Genomic DNA, 17,103 nt, shown 5'->3' with positions numbered 1-17,103 from the left:
GGGCCGGCTAAACCGTCGCTTCCACAGACGGCGGGGCCGCCACGTGCGGTGCGGGCTCCAGCGGACCGGAAAATACCAGCTGGTCCAGGCGCCGGAGGATCAGTCCCTCACGCAGTGCCCACGGGCAGATGCGGAGCTTCTTGAACTTGAACATCTCCAGGGCGGCCTCGGCCACCAGCGCGCCGGCCAGGAGCTGGTGGGCCCGGGCCTCCGAGACGCCGGGAAGGTGCAGCCGGTCCTCCGAGCTCATGGCCGAGATCCGCTGGGTCCAGATGCCCAGGTCCGAGGCGTGCAGTTCCCGTTTGACGTACGGACCCTCCGCGCTGGGGGCGGCACCGGCGATCCGGGCCAGGGACCGGAAAGTCTTGGAGGTTCCGGCCACCACGTTGGCCCGGCCCAGGCCGTCAAATTCGCGGACGGCGGGCTTGAGCGTGGCCCTAATGTAGCGCCGGAGTTCCTTCACGCTCTTGGCCGACGGCGGATCCTCCGCGAGCCAGTCCCGGGTGAGGCGGCTGGCGCCAAGCGGCACGGAGGTGGCCACCTCGGGAAGCTCGTCCTGGCCGAAAGCCATTTCAAAGGAACCGCCGCCGATGTCCAGGTTCAGAATGGGCCCGGCGCCCCAGCCGTGCCAGCGCCGCACCGCGAAGAACGTCATGGAGGCTTCTTCGCTGCCGGTCAGTTCCTGGAGGGTGACCGTGGTTTCGTGCTTGACCCGGGCCAGCACTGCGGGGCCATTGGTGGCCTCGCGGATGGCTGACGTACAGAAAGCCAGCAGGTCCTCGGCCTTGTGCCGGGCAGCGAATTCCCACGCTTCCAGCACGAACTCGGTCAGCTCGTGCTGGCCCTCGTCACTGATGCTGCCATCCGGCTCAAGGTACTGCACCAGGGACAGCGGCCGCTTATGGGACGCGAAAGGGACCGGCTGCGCGCCGGGATGGGCATCCACCAGGAGCAGATGGACAGTGTTGGAACCAATATCGAGGACGCCTAGACGCATGGGGACATTATTGCTCGTCAGCGCGCTTGAAGTCGCGCCGGATGTTGGCCACGCCTTCCGGATTGATTTCGAAACCGTAGGCAGCACCGGGGTTGATCACCATGCCGAGTTCATCGCCAAGGTTGGCGATGATGGCTGCACCCTGCGTGCCCAGCACATTGGGTGCAGCTTCGAGGTACTGCTGGTCCACCCTGCTCGGGTGAGAGAAGACGGCGAGGACGGGGTCGCCGTCGGCGTTGGCAAGAACCAGGGGCTCCACCTGGGAGTCCATGCCCTCCACCGTGTCCGAGCTGATGATGTAGACCTCGCTGTTCAGGAACGACAGGATGACGTCCACAGGGTTCGCGTCAGGCTGTCCGCCGGTTGCGAGCTTCTCTTCGAGGTCGTTGAGCGGCTGGAGGTCCGTGTGCGCAGGCTGTTCAGTCATACGACTAGCGGATCACGATCCGGTGGCCGGCGCAAACAGAGCCGCAGCCTTAACGCGAAATCGCCGGAGCAATGCGGACTCGCCGGTACTTTCCAGCGAGCATGCACCGTTCCGGCGAACTCGACGATCTCCGTATTACTTCTTGGCCGTTGCCTTCTTCTTGGCCGGCGCCTTGCGGGTGGCGGTCCGCTTGACGGGGCCCTTGGCGCGTTTCTCGGCCAGCAACTCCACGGCCTGCTCCCGCGTGAGTTCCTCCAGGGAGGTGGCGCGGGGAACGGTGATGTTGGTGATGCCGTCCGTGATGTAGGGCCCGAACCGGCCTTCCTTGACCACGATGTTCTTCTCGGACACGGGGTCCGGGCCGAACTCGGCCAGCGGCGGCACAGCAGCACGGGCGCCGCGCTGCTTGGGCTGGGAGTAGATCTCCAGGGCCTGTTCCAGGGTGATGGTGAAGATTTCCTCTTCCGACCCGATGGAGCGGGAGTCCGTGCCCTTCTTCAGGTACGGGCCGAACCGGCCGTTCTGGACCGTGATGAGGTTGCCTTCGGCGTCCTCCCCCAGCGCACGCGGCAGGCTCATGAGCTGCAGTGCCTCATCCAGGGTGACCGACTCAACTGTCATGGACTTGAAGAGCGATCCGGTGCGCGGCTTGGCCTTGACCGGCTTCTTGGGCGGCTTGGGCTTGCCGTTCTTGTAGTACTCCACCGGCTGCCTGGCCAGTTCTTCCTCGGTCATCTCGGGGATGATCTCGGTAACGTAGGCGCCATAGCGGCCGTTCTTCGCCACGACGGTGTGCCCCGTGTGCGGGTCGGTGCCGAGCACGCGTTCTTCCGGCGCCGCCGTCTCCATCAGCTCGATGGCCTTGGCTGCCGTCAGTTCGTCCGGGGCCAGGTCCTCGGGCACGTTGGCGCGGGCCGATTCGGCGATCTCGCCGGTCTTCGGGTCCACCACTGCGGCCGAGCTTTCCAGGTACGGGCCGAACTTGCCTACCCGGAGGGTGATGTCGTCAGTGATGGGGATCGAGTTGATCTCCCGGGCGTCGATCTCGCCGAGGTTGTTGACGATGCTCAGCAGGCCGGGGTCGGAGTCCTCGCCGAAGTAGAAGTGCCGCAGCCAGGAGGCCCCGGCTTCCTGGCCGTTGGCGATCTTGTCCAGGTCGCCTTCCATGTCGGCGGTGAATTCGTAGTCCACGTAGTCGGAGAAGTGCTGCTCCAGGAGCCGGACGACCGAGAACGCGATCCAGCTGGGCACCAGCGCTGAACCCTGCTTCCGGACGTAGCCGCGGTCCTGGATGGTGGAGATGGTGGAAGCGTACGTGGAGGGGCGGCCGATGCCCTTCTTTTCCAGCTCCGCAGTCAGGGAGGCTTCCGTGTAGCGCGGCGGCGGCGAGGTTTCGTGCCCCACGGCCTGGATGTCCGCGGCAGTGAGGGAGTCGCCCTTGGCCACGTTGGGCAGGCGGCGCGCTTCGTCGGAGTCGTCGTCGCCGCGCGTCTCGTCCTTGCCCTCCTCATAGGCGGCGAGGAAGCCGGGGAACGTGATCACGGTACCGGAAGCGGAGAACTCGGCGTCCCGCCCGTCCGAGGCCACGGCACCCAGGCGGATGGTCGCCGTCGAACCCTTGGCATCGCCCATCTGGGAGGCGACGGTGCGCTTCCAGATCAGCTCGTAGAGGCGGAACTCGTCGCCGGAAAGCTGCTTGGCCACCTGGGCAGGCGTGCGGAAGGAGTCACCGGCGGGGCGGATCGCTTCGTGCGCTTCCTGGGCGTTGGCGGCCTTGTTCGAGTACACGCGCGGCGACTGCGGAACGTATTCGGGGCCGTAGAGCTCCGAAGCCTGCCGGCGGGCGGCGGTGATGGCTTCGTCACTCAGCGCGGAGGAGTCCGTACGCATATAGGTGATGTAGCCGTTTTCATACAGCCGCTGGGCGATCTGCATGGTGCTCTTGGAGGAGAAGCGCAGCTTGCGGCCCGCCTCCTGCTGCAGCGTGGAAGTGGTGAACGGCGCGGCAGGACGCCGGGTGTACGGCTTGGTGTCCACCGACCGGACCGTGAACGACGCATCCTGCAGCCCGGCGGCCAGCGACGTTGCCAGTTCCTCATTAAGGTGGGCCACATTCCGCGACGTGAGTTCGCCGTTGTCGTTGAAATCGCGGCCGGTGGCCACCTTGGCGCCGTCAACGGCGGCAAGCTTTGCCTTGAACGAGCCGGAATCGGCACCGAACTGTCCGGTCAGGTCCCAGTAGGAGGCTGCCTTGAAGGCCATGCGCTCGCGTTCCCGGTCCACCACCATGCGGGTGACCACAGACTGCACGCGGCCGGCGGACAGGCCCCGGGCCACCTTGCGCCACAGCACCGGGGAGATTTCGTAGCCGTAGAGACGGTCCAGGACGCGGCGGGTTTCCTGGGCGTCCACCAGGTCCTGGTCCACGTCGCGCAGGTTGCCCATGGCGCGCTGGATGGCTTCCTTGGTGATTTCGCCGAACGTCATCCGGTATACCGGGACCTTGGGCTTGAGCACTTCCAGCAGGTGCCACGCGATGGCTTCGCCCTCGCGGTCCCCATCGGTTGCGAGATAAAGTTCGTCGGCGTCCTTGAGCGCAGCCTTGAGCTCAGTCACCTTTTTCTTCTTGTCCGGGGACACCACGTAGTACGGCTTGAAGTCGTGCTCAATGTCGACGGCGAACTTGCCCACCGAGGTCTTTTTCAGCTCGGCAGGGAGTTCGGACGGCTGCGGCAGGTCCCGGATGTGACCAATGGAGGCCTCAACGATGAAGCCCTCGCCGAGGTACTTGGCGATGGTCTTGCTCTTGGCCGGAGACTCCACAATCACGAGTTTCTTGCCGGTTTTGGCCTTGCTTGGCACGGTGCTCCTACAGAAAAAGGTTGCTGGGGCAGATGAGCCCATGTCCGCCTAGTTCACCATATTTTGGGGAATCGTGCGCATTCCTGTGGAAAAGACGGGGCTCCGTTGGGGGCACCAAGGGACTTGGCGCTCCGCCGGATCGGCCCCTTAAACCTCAGCCGGAACCGCTGCCGGAATGAGGAAGCCGTCGCGGACCAGGTTGGCCACGTCGGCGAGCAGCGCACCCTGGAAGGACCCGGCGTCTCCACCCAGGAGGGCCTCCAAAGCAGCGGCGATCTGCCCGGCGGTGAGGTCGCCGTCGCACGCGGACACAAAGCCGGCCAGTTCCGTGCTCATCAGGTTGGTGCGGCGCAGCCCGGCGCCCTGCCGGAGCAGGATCACCCCGGGGTGTTCGGCGCCGGGGCGCTGGTGGCGCTCCTCGGTGACGTCGTCCGCTACGAGCAGGTGCGTGCCGGCAAGGTCGTCCCCGGCCAGCCAGTCGCTGCGTTCGACGGCGGCGCCCAGGTGGGGTCCGATGGGCTGCTCGATGGGGTAGGTGATTTCCTCGAAACGGCTGATGGCGGCCCGTGCGCCAGCGGCGGGGCGCCGCAGCCACACCATGCCGAATCCGATTCCCGCCACGTTCCGGGAGGCGAAGTCTTCAAGGTAGGCGGCGTAGGCGTCGCGGTAGTGCTGGCGGTCCCGGGACTCCGACGCATCCTGCAGCCAGGTTTCCGCGTATTGTTCCGGGCTGACCTGCTCGCGCTGGATGAACCACGCATCAGTCCCCGGCCGCACCCACGACTTTGGCCGCTCGTCCCAGCCCGCACCGGCGGGAACTTCCCAGTTCCCCAGCACCTGGGCCGACCCGCCGGGCGCCAGGATGCCGGGCAGGTCCGCCACCAGGGCTGAAACGATGCCGTCGCCCGGCAGGCCGCCGTCGCGGTAGGTGAACTGGTCCGCGGCATCCTCACCGGCACTGCGCGGGGTGATGACGAATGGCGGGTTGGAGACCACCAGCCCGAATTCCTCGCCCGCCACGGGCTCCAGAAGGGAACCCAGGCGCAGGCTCACCCGGTCTTCGAGGCGGCCGGGGTCGACGGACAGCGCCTCTGCGTTTAGCAGGATGTTGAACCGGGCGTAGGCCAGGGCGCGCGCGGAAATGTCGGTGGCGGTCACATGCTGGCAGTGGTGCAGCAGGTGGAAGGCCTGGATGCCGCAGCCGGTTCCCAGGTCCAGGGCGCGTTCGGTGTGGCGTCGGATAGTGGTTTGGACCAGGGTGGTGGATGCCTGCCCGATGCCCAGGACGTGGTCGTGCCGCAGCACTCCCGCCTGCTGGTGCGCCGCGAGGTCGCTGGCCACCCAGAGCTCAGCGCCGCCGGTGCCGTCGTCATTCCTGTCCCAGCCGTAGGGCCGCAGGTCGGCCTTGGCGGTGAGCAGGCCCGAGCCGGGAACGGGCTGAACCAGCCCAAGCTCAAGGAGGCCTTCCACTCCTGTGTCCGGCAGTGCGGCGTCGAGCGTTTCCCGTTCCTGCGGCTCGGCGAGGAGCCAGAGGCGGACGACGGCGGCAAGCGGGGCCACGCCGTTGTCCTCCTTCACTGCCCGCTCGGCAGCGAGCAGCGCGGGGATGATCTGGTCCCGGTTCAGTGCCGCGGAGGCCGTGGGACCCAGCAGTCCGGCTACGCCGTCCAGCGTGTACTCCAGGCGGCGCAGGTCTGCGGCGAGCGCCGCCAGCAGGCCGGGAAGGTCGCTGCGGGGAGCATCGGGGGTGTTGCCGGCGGTGAACTCGTAAGGGGATCTAGGCACCGCTCAAGTTTAGTCCGGAGTGCCTGCGGGGTACGGTGGAGCCATGCCTTCCCGCCTTGCCTTCCTTCCGCGCGCCCGTACGGCAGCTGCTGCAGTCCGCCGTCCGCTGCCTGGGACAACACTGCCGGGGACGGTGCTTGCCGCGGTCCTCGGCCTGGCCGTGGCGGGGTGCTCGCCCGTGTCTTCGGTGGAGAACGCGGATGTGCCGAAGTGGCGGGCAACCGCCCTGCCGTCGTCGCCGGCGGCTGTTGTGCTTCAGGACTCGGGCAAGATCCTCAACCGGGACCGGATTGTGCAGGAGGCCGCAAACGTTCCTGCCGGCAGCTACACGCTCACGGCTGTCTGTGACGGGGCGGGGAAGGCCTTCTTCGCGGTGTCGCTGGACGGCAAGCCCGTGGCGGAAGCCGGGGCCGCGTGCAACGGCCGGCAGGAGACCAGCAAGATCAACCTTCCCGCCGCCGGACGGGTGGAAATCAGCAGCTCCAGCGTGGACGCTCCGCTGCTCTACGCCTACCGGCTGGTTCGGGCGCAATAACGCCCGTTCCGGCTATGGCCCGCCGCCTGCTGCGGGCATAAAGTCTGACTATGCCCAGTGTGCGGAGAGTCTCCGCGCCCCTTTCCCAAGGGACAGCACGGGTGCCGCCGGCACCGAAGCCCCCGGCCGCCGTCGCCCTTGGGCTGGTGCTTGCGGCAGGTGCGCTGGCCGGCTGCGAATATACGTACGACGACGCCCGGGCCGGCACGGTGCAGGGCACCGCCACCATTGCCCCGGCGCCGGCCTTCACCCGGGACCCTTTGCAGCAGGACCCGGTCAGCGACGCGGAACTGGGCGACTGGGTGTCAAGGGCGCTTCCAGACAGCACCGGTCCCGAGGTCCAGGCCGACGCCGGGCTGCTTGCCGCGGCGGAGGTGCGGACCATCTCGTCACCGGTCCTGAAGACCGGAACGTACATCCTGGCCATCGCCTGCAGGAGCCAGCGCCGGGTGACCTTCACGGTGCGCACCGAGACCCTCACCCTGGTGGACCTGGGCCTGCGGTGCGGCATCAACCGTGAGAACGTCATCTATGTGTCCACGGACAGCGTCCTGACGGTCAGGGTGGAAGCCAGGACCGCGGCAAACTACGCGTTCCGTGTGTACCGGCTTGGATGAGGCCCAGGGTGGCCCGACAGGCTTATGGCGTACCGGGCTCAGGCTGCGGTGCAGCCTTCCGGGCAGCGCAGCGTCTCGGGGCTGGCCGCGCATTCTTCGCAGTACAGGGTGAGGGTGCGGCAGCTGGGATTGGAGCAGTTCTCGAACTTGCTGGTGGGCGCGGAGCAGCGGGCGCACTGGCCAATGGTCTTGGCGTCCTCGCTGAACTCCAGGTGCATGCGCTTGTCGAAAACATAGAGCGAACCTTCCCAAAGGCCCTGGTCCTTGAAGGCTTCCCCGTACCGGACGATGCCCCCATCCAGCTGGTACACCTCTTTAAAGCCGCGGTTCACCATCAGGCTGGAAAGCACTTCGCAGCGGATGCCCCCGGTGCAGTAGGTCACCACCGGCTTGTCTTTCAGGGAGTCGTATTTTCCCGAGTCCAGTTCCTTGATGAAATCGTGGGTGGTGGCGACGTCCGGGACCACGGCGTCCTTGAAGCGGCCTATCTGCGCTTCAAACGCGTTGCGGCCGTCGAAGAAGACCACGTCCTCGCCGTCCTTCTTCCTGGCGTCCACGAGCTCGTGGAGTTCTTCGGGTTTGAGGTGCTTCCCTCCGCCAACCACGCCGCCGGCGTCAACCATTAGTTCTCCCGGTGCGCCGAAGGAGACGATCTCGTCCCTCACCTTGACGCTTAGCCGGGGGAAGTCCTCCGCTCCGCCGTCGGACCATTTGACGTCGATTCCGCGGAACCCGGGGTATTCGCGGGTGGTCTTGACGTACTGCTTAACGGCGCCGATTTCCCCGCCGACAGTGGCGTTGATGCCATCCTTGGAGATGATGATGCGGCCGGTGAGGCCCAGCTTCTCGCAGAGGGCGCGCTGCCAGAGCCGGACGGCGTCCGGATCAGCGATGGGGGTGAAGCCGTAAAAGAGCACAATTTTGTTCAAAGCCACGCATTTAAGGGTACCGGCTGCGGTGGCAGCAGGATCCTGCTTCACAGGGGCCCGGGGATGGGCCTCATCACGATTGCATAAGCACTTCCCTACCCCCTGTTGCTGGCGATCGGGCTGGAATAGTCTTCTTGCCATGAGTCCGGAAACCCTGGTTGAAGACATCACTGGCCTGCTTGAGGTGTGGGTTGCGGGCTGGGCCGGGTGTCGCGGCTACCAGACCACCACCGAGGGCCGCTTCCCTGCCGCGCTCCGGTCTGACACCAGCGGTGAATGGGAAGTCTTCGCGTCAGAACCTACTGATGACGAGTTCGCCGCACTGGCTGCCAGGACTGCAGCATCCCCCGCCAGGGTACTGACCATCCTCACCAACGATCCCTCCCGGTATGCTGCGCTGGCCGCCCGGCAGGGGCTTAACGTCACCTCCGACTCCCAGACAATGATGATCGTGGACATGGAGACCCAAGACACCGAGGATCCCTGGCTTTCCGACGATGATCTGAAGCTGTCCACGTCGGAACAGAATGGCGTCCACTACGCCGAAGTCCGCTCCGGAGACGCCGTGGCGGCCAGTGGCCGGGTGTTCGTGGTGGGCGACACCGCAGTGTTCGACAAGATCATTACCGAGCCGGCGTTCCAGCGCAGGGGCCTGGGCAGCCTCATCATGCGCGCCCTGGCAGCCCAGGCTTCCGGACAGGATGTCCGCAGCGGCCTTCTCCTGGCGTCCAGGGACGGGCAGAAGCTCTATTCGCATCTTGGCTGGTCAACAGTTGCGCGGGTCCTGATGCTCTCGGCGTCGCACGACGGATCGGATCTCTCGCTGAGCTGAGCCTGCCTGGCGGAGATGCGCCCTACTGTTTTCCCGTTGGCGAACCGTGGGCCCGGCCCGCGGCACCGGATGAAAGAATGGTGGGGTGCACCCCCATGACTCCCTGATTCCTTTGCTGGGCCGCGGCCCGGAACCGGAACAGCTCCGTCATGTCCGGACCATACCGGCGCGGGAGGCAATCCACGCGCCGTGGCCCAAGTGGGTGCACCCGGATATTGCGGAGGCGTACGGGTCGCTGGGCATCCGCGAGCCGTACCGGCACCAGGTGGACGCTGCCAATGCGGCACACTCCGGAGATCATGTGGTGGTGGCCACCGGAACCGCATCCGGGAAGTCGCTGGCGTACCAGTTGCCGGCGCTTGATGCGATCCACCGCTCCGAACTGCGGGTGCTCGCAGACCCGGGAAAAATCCACGACGACGGTGCTGTCACCCTGTACCTGTCCCCTACCAAGGCGCTCGCCGCCGACCAGCTGAACGCCATCCGTGCCCTGAAGCTGCCCACGGTACGGGCGGAAACCTATGACGGTGATACCGATCCGGCCGCCCGCCGCTGGATCCGGGACCACGCCAACTTCATCCTGGCCAACCCGGACATGCTGCACTTCGGCATCCTCCCCAACCACGCCTGGTGGGCCGGGTTCTTCCGCCGGCTGCGCTACGTCATCGTGGACGAGGCGCACAGCTACCGGGGCGTGTTCGGATCGCATGTTGCCAACCTGATGCGGCGGCTCCGCCGGATCTGTGCGTACTACGGGGCGGGAACCTCCTTCCCGGAACCAGTATTCATTGCGGCATCAGCCACGGCCTCCGAGCCTGATGTCTCCTTCGCACGCCTCATTGGTGCCCCGGTAAAGGCCGTATCCCAGGACTGCTCACCCCATGGGGCCACCACCGTGGCGCTTTGGGAACCGGCGCTGACCGAGGTCCGGGGTGAAAATGGAGCCAAGGAGCGCCGGACGGCCGTGGCCGAGACCTCTGACCTGCTGGCCAACCTGGTGTCCGCCCGGATCCGGACCATTGCCTTCATCAAGTCCCGCCGGGGTGCCGAAACCATTTCAGCCATCACCAAGCGGCTCCTTGACCAGGTGGATCCCAGCCTGCCGCAGCGGGTGGCCGCCTACCGCTCGGGATACCTGCCGGAGGAACGCCGGGCAGTGGAGAAATCCCTGCGTTCCGGCCAGCTGCTGGGCGTCTCCAGCACATCTGCCCTGGAGCTGGGAATCGACATTTCCGGTCTTGATGCAGTCCTGGTGGCAGGCTGGCCCGGCACCCGGGCCTCCCTGTTCCAGCAGATTGGCCGGGCCGGCAGGGCAGGCCAGGATGCCATCGCCGCCTTTGTGGCCAGTGACGATCCGCTGGACACCTTCCTGGTGAACCACCCCGAGGCGATCTTCGACGTCTCGGTGGAGGCCACGGTCTTTGACCCGTCCAACCCCTACGTGCTCGGACCACACCTCTGCGCCGCGGCGGCGGAACTCCCTCTGGGACCGGCAGAGCTGGACCTTTTCGGCGGAACCGCCGAGATGCTCCTCGACCGACTGGTGGCCCAGGGTTACCTGCGGCGTCGGCCTGCCGGCTGGTTCTGGACACACTCGCAGAGTGCTGCGGCCATGGTCAATCTCCGGGCCGACGGTGGAGGCCCGGTCAGCATCGTCGACGCCGAGACCGGCTCCCTGCTGGGCACGATGGACTCGCCCCAGACCCATTACCAAGCACATACGGGCGCGGTGTATGTCCACCAGGGCGACACGTATGTGGTGGAGGACCTGAACGAGGACGACCATTGCGTCATGGTGCGCCGGGCAAACCCCGACTACTACACGACAGCACGGGACGTGACCCAGATCGAGGTCCTGGACACCGTGCGGACCATGCAGTGGGGCGATGTGACCGTCCACTTCGGTGACGTGAAGGTCACCACGCGGGTTGTCTCCTTCCAGCGGAAGGCGTTGATTTCCAATGAGGTCTTGGGCGAGGAGCCGCTTGAGCTGGGTGCCCGTGAACTTTTCACCAAGGCAGTGTGGTTCGTGGTGGACAACCGTTCCCTCACGGAAGCTGGTCTCATCGAAGCCCAGTTCCCCGGCGCACTCCATGCCGCGGAGCACGCGGCGATCGGGCTGCTCCCCCTCGTCGCCTCCAGCGACCGCTGGGACATCGGCGGGGTTTCCACGGCGCTGCACGCGGACACCGGGGTGCCCACCATCTTCGTGTATGACGGGCACCCCGGCGGTGCCGGCTTTGCCGAACGGGGTTTCGACAAGGCCAGGGTGTGGCTTGCAGCCACCAGGGACGCCATCAAAGCCTGTGAGTGCGACTCCGGCTGCCCGTCCTGCGTGCAGTCCCCCAAATGCGGAAACAAGAACAACCCGCTGGACAAGGCCGCCGCGGTGACCCTGTTGGACGTCCTGCTCAAGGACGCCTCCGAGACCACCCGGTTGGATGTGGAGGCCAGGAGCTGACTCCCGTTCGTGCGTCACCGTTACGGCGGAGGCCCTGCCCGGGCATGGCCGGTTGCGGCACCCAGCAGCGAGCGGTCCACCAGCTCGGTCCGCACCTCAACGGTCTGCCCCGCGCCCTCTGAGCAGCTAGGGACCGTGGCGCCGTGGCGGGCGGCCACGTCCGCGGCGACACTGCAAGGCTGACCCGTGGTGATGCCGCGGAGGGCATCCGCCGCGGCAAGGGCCGCCAGGTCCGCGGCCGCTGCCGCCCTGCTGGCCAGCACGGCCGACTGCGCCAGCAGCAGCATGAGGGCCATGGCCGTCATGACCACCAGTGCCAGACCTGCGGCCAGGACCGTCCCGGAACCGCGTTCACGTCCATCACCCGTTCCCGGCCTGCACCTGCCCGCGGTGCGATGCCTCCGCCAGAGTGTGGGATGGCGCAACCCGGCGGCACACTTCAGAACCACGGAGGGATGCCCCTGCCCCATGACGCGATGCCGCCGTTCAGCGCCGCCCATCATCTGGCTGCCCGGCCGCGCGCCGGGCCGCCGACGCCGCCCGTAGCACTGCCGGCACCGGTCCCCGCTGCTTCGCTCCGCGCTGCCGCACGTGCAGTCAGTGTCCAGGGGATGGATGCTCCCAACGGTCCCGGCACCCGGTCCGTGACGGTCACGTTGAACCATTCGCCGTCGGCAGCAACCGACGCAGCAGCCGAACCGCCCGCCAGCGTCCTCACCGTCCTTTCCACAGCCGCGGGGTCCTCGCCCCGGGCCAGCGCCCTGGCACCGGCCCGGGCTCCGTCTTCAATGCGCAGTTGCGTCATCCCCGCGGCGGCTCCGGCCAGCAGCATGGCCAGCAGTGCGAGTACAGCAGGCAGCGCCACGGCGAACTCTGCAGTCACGGCACCCTGTGCGTTTGCACCGGAGCCCGCTGGTCCCTTGCCCCCTCTGCCGCCGGCCATGCTGCCGGTCCCGTCTTCCAGGGAACTGGCTTTCAGGTTCCCGTCTTCCAGGGAACTGGCTTTCAGGTTCCCGTCTTCCAAGGAACTTGTTTCGACGGCTGTGGCTTCGACCGACCTGTAACCGAGGGCTCCTTGGAGAAGGCGTCCGGCCGGTGAAGCCGTCACGGCAGCGCCAGCGCCGTGCGGATGAGGTTGAGGAGGAAGCCACGTACTTCGTCGCTGCGGAGGATGAACACGAGCAGCCCGGCGAACCCGACTGCGGCGAGGGTGGCGATGGCGTATTCCGCGGTAGCCATGCCCGCCTGTGAACCCAGCAGCCCGCAGCGCCGGATGCTGGGCCGGGTACTGCCCGCGCCGGGGTAGAGCTGCACGACGTTGCTGGTTACGGGGACAGAACCTTTGGGGGCAAGGGAAGCGGCGGAAGCGTACGGTGCCCTGCTGGTGGCGGGCCGGCTGCTGTCCTGTTGTGCGGGCTTCTGGCCGGACGCGGCGAGCGCGGAGGTTCCGGCGGTGTAGTGGCGGCGGTGGTTGTTGATGTACATGTGGTTTCCTTTCCGTGGGTACCGGTGGTTTTCCCGGCTGTCTTGACTCTTCCCGGCCCCGCAGGAGCGGGTAAGTGAGTGGATGGGCTAAGTGGAAAAGGTGGGCGATTCAGCCTTTGTGGAGGAAGGGACCAGCATCTGTGGGCACGGTCCTGTGGTCAGCCGGATGGCACCAGGGCCAGCAGCACCGGGACAACGCCAAGGCAAATGAAGGCGGGAAGGGAACACAGTCCCAGCGGAACCACCAGCTTCACGCCGAGCGAGGCGGCCCGTTTTTCCGCGGCCCTGAACCGTTCCCGGCGAAGCCTGGCGGCCTGGGCGTAGAGGATTGCGGACGACGGCGCCCCCGTGAGTGCGGCGAAGCCGAGTGCATACCGGAGCTCCAGGATTTCCGGCAGCCGTACGGCGGAGCTGCGCCACGCTGTTTCCCAGTCGGCGCCAATGGCGAGCGCCGAAACCACGGGCCGCAGGGAGTCCCTGTATTGGGGCACGGCTGAGGCAGCCACCAGTTCCAGCGAACGGCCGATACCGGCGCCGGCGTCGAGCATCGCCGCGACAAGTTCGAGCATCATGGCCGTATCCTTCAAGCCACTGCTGCGCGCTCCCTCCGGTTCCTCAGCGGCGGCCGTCCGACGTGCTCCTGGTCCTGTATGAAACAGGCGGCGGAGCCGGTGACGCGACCGGTCGGGTCCTGAACACCCAAGCCAGATACCTGCGCCGAGCAGCAGGAACAGCGCCAGGCCCGGGGTCCAACCCGGAGTCATGGCACTCCTGCCCCTGCAGCCGCCGCAACAAGCCGGGCGGACCAGGCCCTTCCGGCTGCAGTAAGCACCACGCCGCCAAAAAGCGCGGCCAGCCCCAGAGGTGTTCCCAACAGGGTGGCCAGCGGATCCACACCCAGGGCGACGCCCAGTCCAAGACCCATCGCCGGAAGCCAAGTCAGGAGGCGGACTGTGGCTTTGGGACCGGCGAGAGCGGTTTGCCGGGCCGCGTCCGCATCCTCCTCCGCTTCCAGCTGGGCAGCGAACCGGGTCAGCACGTCGGCAAGGGGGCAACCGCTGGCTTCGGCGATGTCGAAGCAGGCAGCAAGCTCAGACCATGTCCTGGCTTCCCTGCCCCGGCGCGGGAACGCCAGGGAAACCGCACGCCGGATGGCCTCTGAAACAGGAGCCCCGGTTGCCGCGGCCGCGCGAGCGGAGGCCAGGACTGCAAGGGAACCGGTTGACAGCACCGGGGACGGGAGTGCCAAGTGAAGCCTCTGCCCATCCTCAGCGGTCCCATACACGGTCCACAGTTCGTCCCACAGCCGCCCCGGCGTTCGTCCGCCTTTGAGCAGCGCCGCCAACTGCTGAACCACCAGGGTCAGGCCGGGTCCCCGCGTCCTTTCGGAACCCCTGCCGGCCGGGCTGACCCACGGCAGTATCCGGTGTTTCCGGCCTCCGGGCGCCATCGGGCTCTTGCCGCCCGCTGCCCGCAACCTGGATGCGGCGTTCAGGGGCGGCTTGAGGAGCAGCACCATGGCGGCGACCAGGAGCGCACAGAGGAGGATCGTCACAGGATGTCCCCGGGGTCCATCCCCAAACGGGCTGCGAGCGCAGGCCAGCCGGGACCCGGCACGCCCGATTCTTCAACGGCCGGCACCACCGTCAATCCTCCGTTCCGTCATGAATCAGTCCGACGCACAGGACTTCCCTGCCCCGGGGCGTCCTGCCCACGTGGATGACAACATCGAGCGCACTGGCAGCCTGGAGACGCACGGCGTCGGGGCCCAGCCCTGCGAGGGCCCCGAGGGCGTTGAGCCTCGCGGGAACTGCCGCTGCCGTATTCGCATGGATCGTGCCTCCGCCGCCGCTGTGCCCGGTGTTCATCGCGGTGAGGAGTTCGCGGACTTCCCCGCCCCGGCACTCACCCACCACCAGCCTGTCCGGACGCATGCGCAGTGCCTGCCTTACGAGTTCGCCCAAATCCACTGCACCGCCGCCTTCAAGGTTTCCGTGGCGTGATTCCAGGGCGACCACGTGGGGGTGGACAGGATTCAGTTCGGACGCGTCCTCGATCAGGACCAGCCGTTCCTCCGCCGAACACAGGCCCAGCAAGGTGGAAAGCAGCGTGGTCTTCCCGGAACCCGTGGCCCCGCTGATCAGGAAGCTCAGCCTCCTGTCCACGACTTTCTCCAGCACCGCCTGCACTCCCGGACCAAACATTCCGCTGGAGCGCAGCTCTTCCATACTGAAGACCCGCTCCCTGCGGATCCGCACGCTCAGCAGCGTCCCGGACGTGGAAACCGGCGGCAACACGGCATGGACACGGTAGCCGCCGGCAAGCCTGACATCGACACAGGGTGAACCGTCATCCAGGCGGCGCCCGCCCGCGGCGACAAGCCTGCAGGCCAGCGCCCGCAACTGGGCCTCGCCGTCGAACAGGACAGGAACGCGCTCTATGCCGCGGCCCCGGTCCACCCACACGGAGCCGGGAGCGTTGACGAAGATGTCCGTGACGGCCGGGTCCCGGGTAAGTTCCTGCAGCGGCCCCAGCCCGTTCAGTTCGGCACTGATCCGCTCCACCGCGGCGAGTGACCCAGCGGTGCCCAACAGCTTGCCGGTGGCCTGGACGGCCGCCGCAACGCGTGAAGGCGTCACGGCTCCCGCCTCAGCCATCATGGACTCCCGGACTGATTCCAGCAGCCCTGAATCGACCGTCCTGGCGCCGGCTGCTTCCCTGCTGCGCACCGGGCGGCCTGCCTGGCCCGTTTCCAGGATGCGGGCGCTGCGCCGTGAACCCGGGCCTCCAGCCCCCGCTGCGGCGCCTGTTTCCCTGGCCGGTGCCGGCGGGCTGCCCGGCGCCCGCCTCATGCCATGTCTCCCACCGTCAGGTCATCGCCAAGCCAATCAAGCACAGAAGCCGCAAAGTTCCGGATTTTCCGGCGCTTCCCCAGGTCCAGCAGGCGGCCCGATTCCATGGCTCCCGCAACGGCGCGGAGTTCAGGTATCCGGCCCTGCACCGGCAGCCCTACAGCATCGGCGATCAGCGCAGCGTCCAGGGCAGAACCGGGGCGGCCCCGGACCAGCAGGGCCGCCTCCACCGGCGGAAGCTCCTGGAGCAGGCGCACCGCCGCCACTGCCGCCTTCAGCTGTGCGGGCACCACCATCATGATCCGGTCGCAGTCCCACGCCACCGTATGGAGCGGCTCCGCACCCCTTCCCACGTCGAGCAGGACCAGTTCATATCCACGGCGGGCAGCGTCAAGCACACCCGCTGCGGCTGCGGCGGCGACAGGAAGGGGCTGCTCACGTGTGGCAGGCCAGGACAGGAAGGAAAAGCCTCCCGCGACCGGCAGGGAATCCGAGAGCTGGAGGGGGTCGATGCTTCCCCTTGCCTCAGCGAGGTCCGGCCATCGGAGCCCGGGGTTTTCCTCGGCGGCGAGGGCCAGCTCCAGGCCCCCTCCCCATGGGTCGCCGTCAACGAGCAGGACACGCACCCCCAGCCCTGCTGCCGCCTGCGCTATCCAGATGGCGGCGGTGGTGGCTCCGGCGCCGCCGCAACCGCCCGTGATGCCAAGGACCAGTCCGCCCGGGCCTGGCGACCGCGACCTGCTCAGATGGTCGGCCAGCCAGGCAGCAGCATCCGGCAGCACGGCAACACGTTCCGCCCCCAGGGCAGCGGCGAGGTGCCAGAGGCTGTCCCCTTCACCGTCGAGGCCCACCATGACTGCAGGTGTCTGGCGCCGCGGCGGCAACTCACGCACGTCGCTGCCTACCAGGACGGCGGACGACGCTTCCCAATGACGTCCAGCCTCCACGGCATCGGGCACAACGCGCAGATGCGCACCGGCGGCTGCCACAATACGCTCCACTTCGGCCCGGAGGACGCCGGAGGAGGTCACCAACAGCACCTCGCCCGGACCGCCAGGCGCCGAACCACCAGGTTTTGGACCATCAGGCTTTACGTTGTCCGGCAGCCAGGCCGTGCCGGATGACGCCCCGTCCGTTGGCCGCCAGGAAGAGCCGGCGGCCCGTCCCGGTGCGGATGGGGATGCGTTCAGCTGATGCCTGCTCATGGAGCCACTCTGCCGCGAGGACGTAGCCCGGTTAAGGGAGCAAACCCCGTATGTGGACAACCTGCACCGCTGGCTCCGCGGACCGCACCACCACGGGGGTAAAGCACCACCACAAC

At 67.4% G+C, this 17,103-nt stretch carries 15 protein-coding genes and 1 pseudogene; 4 read left to right on the top strand and 12 right to left on the bottom strand.

The features are described 5' to 3' along the window. Positions 1 to 7 precede the first annotated feature (7 nt). The 4 genes from ASG86_RS00305 to ASG86_RS00290 form a co-directional block, all read right to left on the bottom strand. Positions 8 to 997: a Ppx/GppA phosphatase family protein gene (locus tag ASG86_RS00305; protein WP_056328625.1), complete on the bottom strand. Its 990-nt coding sequence runs from the start codon at positions 995 to 997 to the stop codon at positions 8 to 10. Positions 998 to 1,004: 7 nt separating this feature from the next. After that, positions 1,005 to 1,424 (bottom strand): SseB family protein, encoded by a 420-nt coding sequence (locus tag ASG86_RS00300; RefSeq protein ID WP_056328622.1) that lies wholly within the window; start codon positions 1,422 to 1,424, stop codon positions 1,005 to 1,007. A 135-nt stretch (positions 1,425 to 1,559) separates the two neighbouring features. Further along, positions 1,560 to 4,286, bottom strand: a complete 2,727-nt coding sequence (gene topA, locus ASG86_RS00295) for a type I DNA topoisomerase (protein WP_056328620.1) — start codon at positions 4,284 to 4,286, stop codon at positions 1,560 to 1,562. Between the two features lie 147 nt (positions 4,287 to 4,433). Beyond that, positions 4,434 to 6,071, bottom strand: a complete 1,638-nt coding sequence (locus tag ASG86_RS00290; RefSeq protein ID WP_056328617.1) for a DUF7059 domain-containing protein — start codon at positions 6,069 to 6,071, stop codon at positions 4,434 to 4,436. A 43-nt stretch (positions 6,072 to 6,114) separates the two neighbouring features. Here ASG86_RS00290 and ASG86_RS00285 point away from each other — a divergent pair, with 43 nt between their 5' ends. Both ASG86_RS00285 and ASG86_RS00280 read left to right on the top strand, forming a co-directional pair. Continuing rightward, positions 6,115 to 6,606, top strand: a complete 492-nt coding sequence (locus ASG86_RS00285) for a hypothetical protein (protein ID WP_056328614.1) — start codon at positions 6,115 to 6,117, stop codon at positions 6,604 to 6,606. Between the two features lie 50 nt (positions 6,607 to 6,656). Further along, positions 6,657 to 7,223 (top strand): hypothetical protein, encoded by a 567-nt coding sequence (locus ASG86_RS00280; protein ID WP_327019809.1) that lies wholly within the window; start codon positions 6,657 to 6,659, stop codon positions 7,221 to 7,223. A 38-nt stretch (positions 7,224 to 7,261) separates the two neighbouring features. On the opposite strand, the gene trhO is transcribed toward ASG86_RS00280, so the two are convergent. Continuing rightward, a complete protein-coding gene (gene trhO, locus ASG86_RS00275) occupies positions 7,262 to 8,158 on the bottom strand; it encodes an oxygen-dependent tRNA uridine(34) hydroxylase TrhO (protein ID WP_056329623.1) in 897 nt (298 codons plus the stop codon). A 133-nt stretch (positions 8,159 to 8,291) separates the two neighbouring features. Here trhO and ASG86_RS00270 point away from each other — a divergent pair, with 133 nt between their 5' ends. Both ASG86_RS00270 and ASG86_RS00265 read left to right on the top strand, forming a co-directional pair. Then, entirely contained in the window at positions 8,292 to 8,984 is a 693-nt protein-coding gene (locus tag ASG86_RS00270) for a GNAT family N-acetyltransferase (protein ID WP_056328611.1), read from the top strand. Positions 8,985 to 9,069: 85 nt separating this feature from the next. After that, positions 9,070 to 11,445 (top strand): DEAD/DEAH box helicase, encoded by a 2,376-nt coding sequence (locus ASG86_RS00265; RefSeq protein ID WP_056328608.1) that lies wholly within the window; start codon positions 9,070 to 9,072, stop codon positions 11,443 to 11,445. A 20-nt stretch (positions 11,446 to 11,465) separates the two neighbouring features. Here ASG86_RS00265 and ASG86_RS00260 read toward each other — a convergent pair whose 3' ends face one another. From ASG86_RS00260 to ssd, 7 genes and pseudogenes are all read right to left on the bottom strand, one after another. After that, the gene (locus ASG86_RS00260; RefSeq protein WP_082566633.1) at positions 11,466 to 11,915 is read right to left on the bottom strand and encodes an Rv3654c family TadE-like protein; all 450 of its coding nucleotides are present in this window, start codon (positions 11,913 to 11,915) and stop codon (positions 11,466 to 11,468) included. Positions 11,916 to 11,944: 29 nt separating this feature from the next. Next, positions 11,945 to 12,328 carry a TadE family type IV pilus minor pilin gene (locus ASG86_RS00255; protein ID WP_327019808.1) on the bottom strand — a complete coding sequence of 128 codons (384 nt, stop codon included), beginning with the start codon at positions 12,326 to 12,328 and terminating at the stop codon, positions 11,945 to 11,947. 221 nt (positions 12,329 to 12,549) lie between these two features. Then, positions 12,550 to 12,930 (bottom strand): DUF4244 domain-containing protein, encoded by a 381-nt coding sequence (locus ASG86_RS00250; RefSeq protein WP_056328606.1) that lies wholly within the window; start codon positions 12,928 to 12,930, stop codon positions 12,550 to 12,552. A gap of 158 nt (positions 12,931 to 13,088) precedes the next feature. Then, positions 13,089 to 13,694 carry a type II secretion system F family protein gene (locus ASG86_RS00245; protein ID WP_056328603.1) on the bottom strand — a complete coding sequence of 202 codons (606 nt, stop codon included), beginning with the start codon at positions 13,692 to 13,694 and terminating at the stop codon, positions 13,089 to 13,091. Next, positions 13,691 to 14,485 (bottom strand): type II secretion system F family protein, encoded by a 795-nt coding sequence (locus ASG86_RS00240; protein WP_056328601.1) that lies wholly within the window; start codon positions 14,483 to 14,485, stop codon positions 13,691 to 13,693. Before ASG86_RS00240 ends, ASG86_RS00245 begins: the two co-directional genes overlap by 4 nt. Next, a pseudogene (locus tag ASG86_RS00235) lies at positions 14,482 to 15,782 on the bottom strand (TadA family conjugal transfer-associated ATPase). The gene ASG86_RS00240 and the pseudogene ASG86_RS00235 overlap by 4 nt, the downstream one beginning before the upstream one ends. After that, complete coding sequence (gene ssd, locus ASG86_RS00230; RefSeq protein ID WP_082566632.1) at positions 15,779 to 16,813, bottom strand: septum site-determining protein Ssd; 1,035 nt, start codon at positions 16,811 to 16,813, stop codon at positions 15,779 to 15,781. The pseudogene ASG86_RS00235 and the gene ssd overlap by 4 nt, the downstream one beginning before the upstream one ends. Between the last annotated feature and the right edge of the window lie 290 nt (positions 16,814 to 17,103).

This window comes from Arthrobacter sp. Soil764 (assembly GCF_001428075.1).
Classification (GTDB): domain Bacteria; phylum Actinomycetota; class Actinomycetes; order Actinomycetales; family Micrococcaceae; genus Arthrobacter.
This window is presented reverse-complemented; position numbering and strand designations above follow the sequence as displayed.

What these genes read in the sequence shown, in the direction of transcription:
- ASG86_RS00305 (WP_056328625.1), bottom strand. Translation starts at nt 997, where the DNA reads ATGCGTCTAGGCGTCCTCGATATTGGTTCCAACACTGTCCATCTGCTC.
- ASG86_RS00300 (WP_056328622.1), bottom strand. Translation starts at nt 1,424, where the DNA reads ATGACTGAACAGCCTGCGCACACGGACCTCCAGCCGCTCAACGACCTC.
- ASG86_RS00285 (WP_056328614.1), top strand. Translation starts at nt 6,115, where the DNA reads ATGCCTTCCCGCCTTGCCTTCCTTCCGCGCGCCCGTACGGCAGCTGCT.
- ASG86_RS00280 (WP_327019809.1), top strand. Translation starts at nt 6,657, where the DNA reads ATGCCCAGTGTGCGGAGAGTCTCCGCGCCCCTTTCCCAAGGGACAGCA.
- ASG86_RS00270 (WP_056328611.1), top strand. Translation starts at nt 8,292, where the DNA reads ATGAGTCCGGAAACCCTGGTTGAAGACATCACTGGCCTGCTTGAGGTG.
- ASG86_RS00260 (WP_082566633.1), bottom strand. Translation starts at nt 11,915, where the DNA reads ATGGGGCAGGGGCATCCCTCCGTGGTTCTGAAGTGTGCCGCCGGGTTG.
- ASG86_RS00250 (WP_056328606.1), bottom strand. Translation starts at nt 12,930, where the DNA reads ATGTACATCAACAACCACCGCCGCCACTACACCGCCGGAACCTCCGCG.
- ASG86_RS00245 (WP_056328603.1), bottom strand. Translation starts at nt 13,694, where the DNA reads ATGACTCCGGGTTGGACCCCGGGCCTGGCGCTGTTCCTGCTGCTCGGC.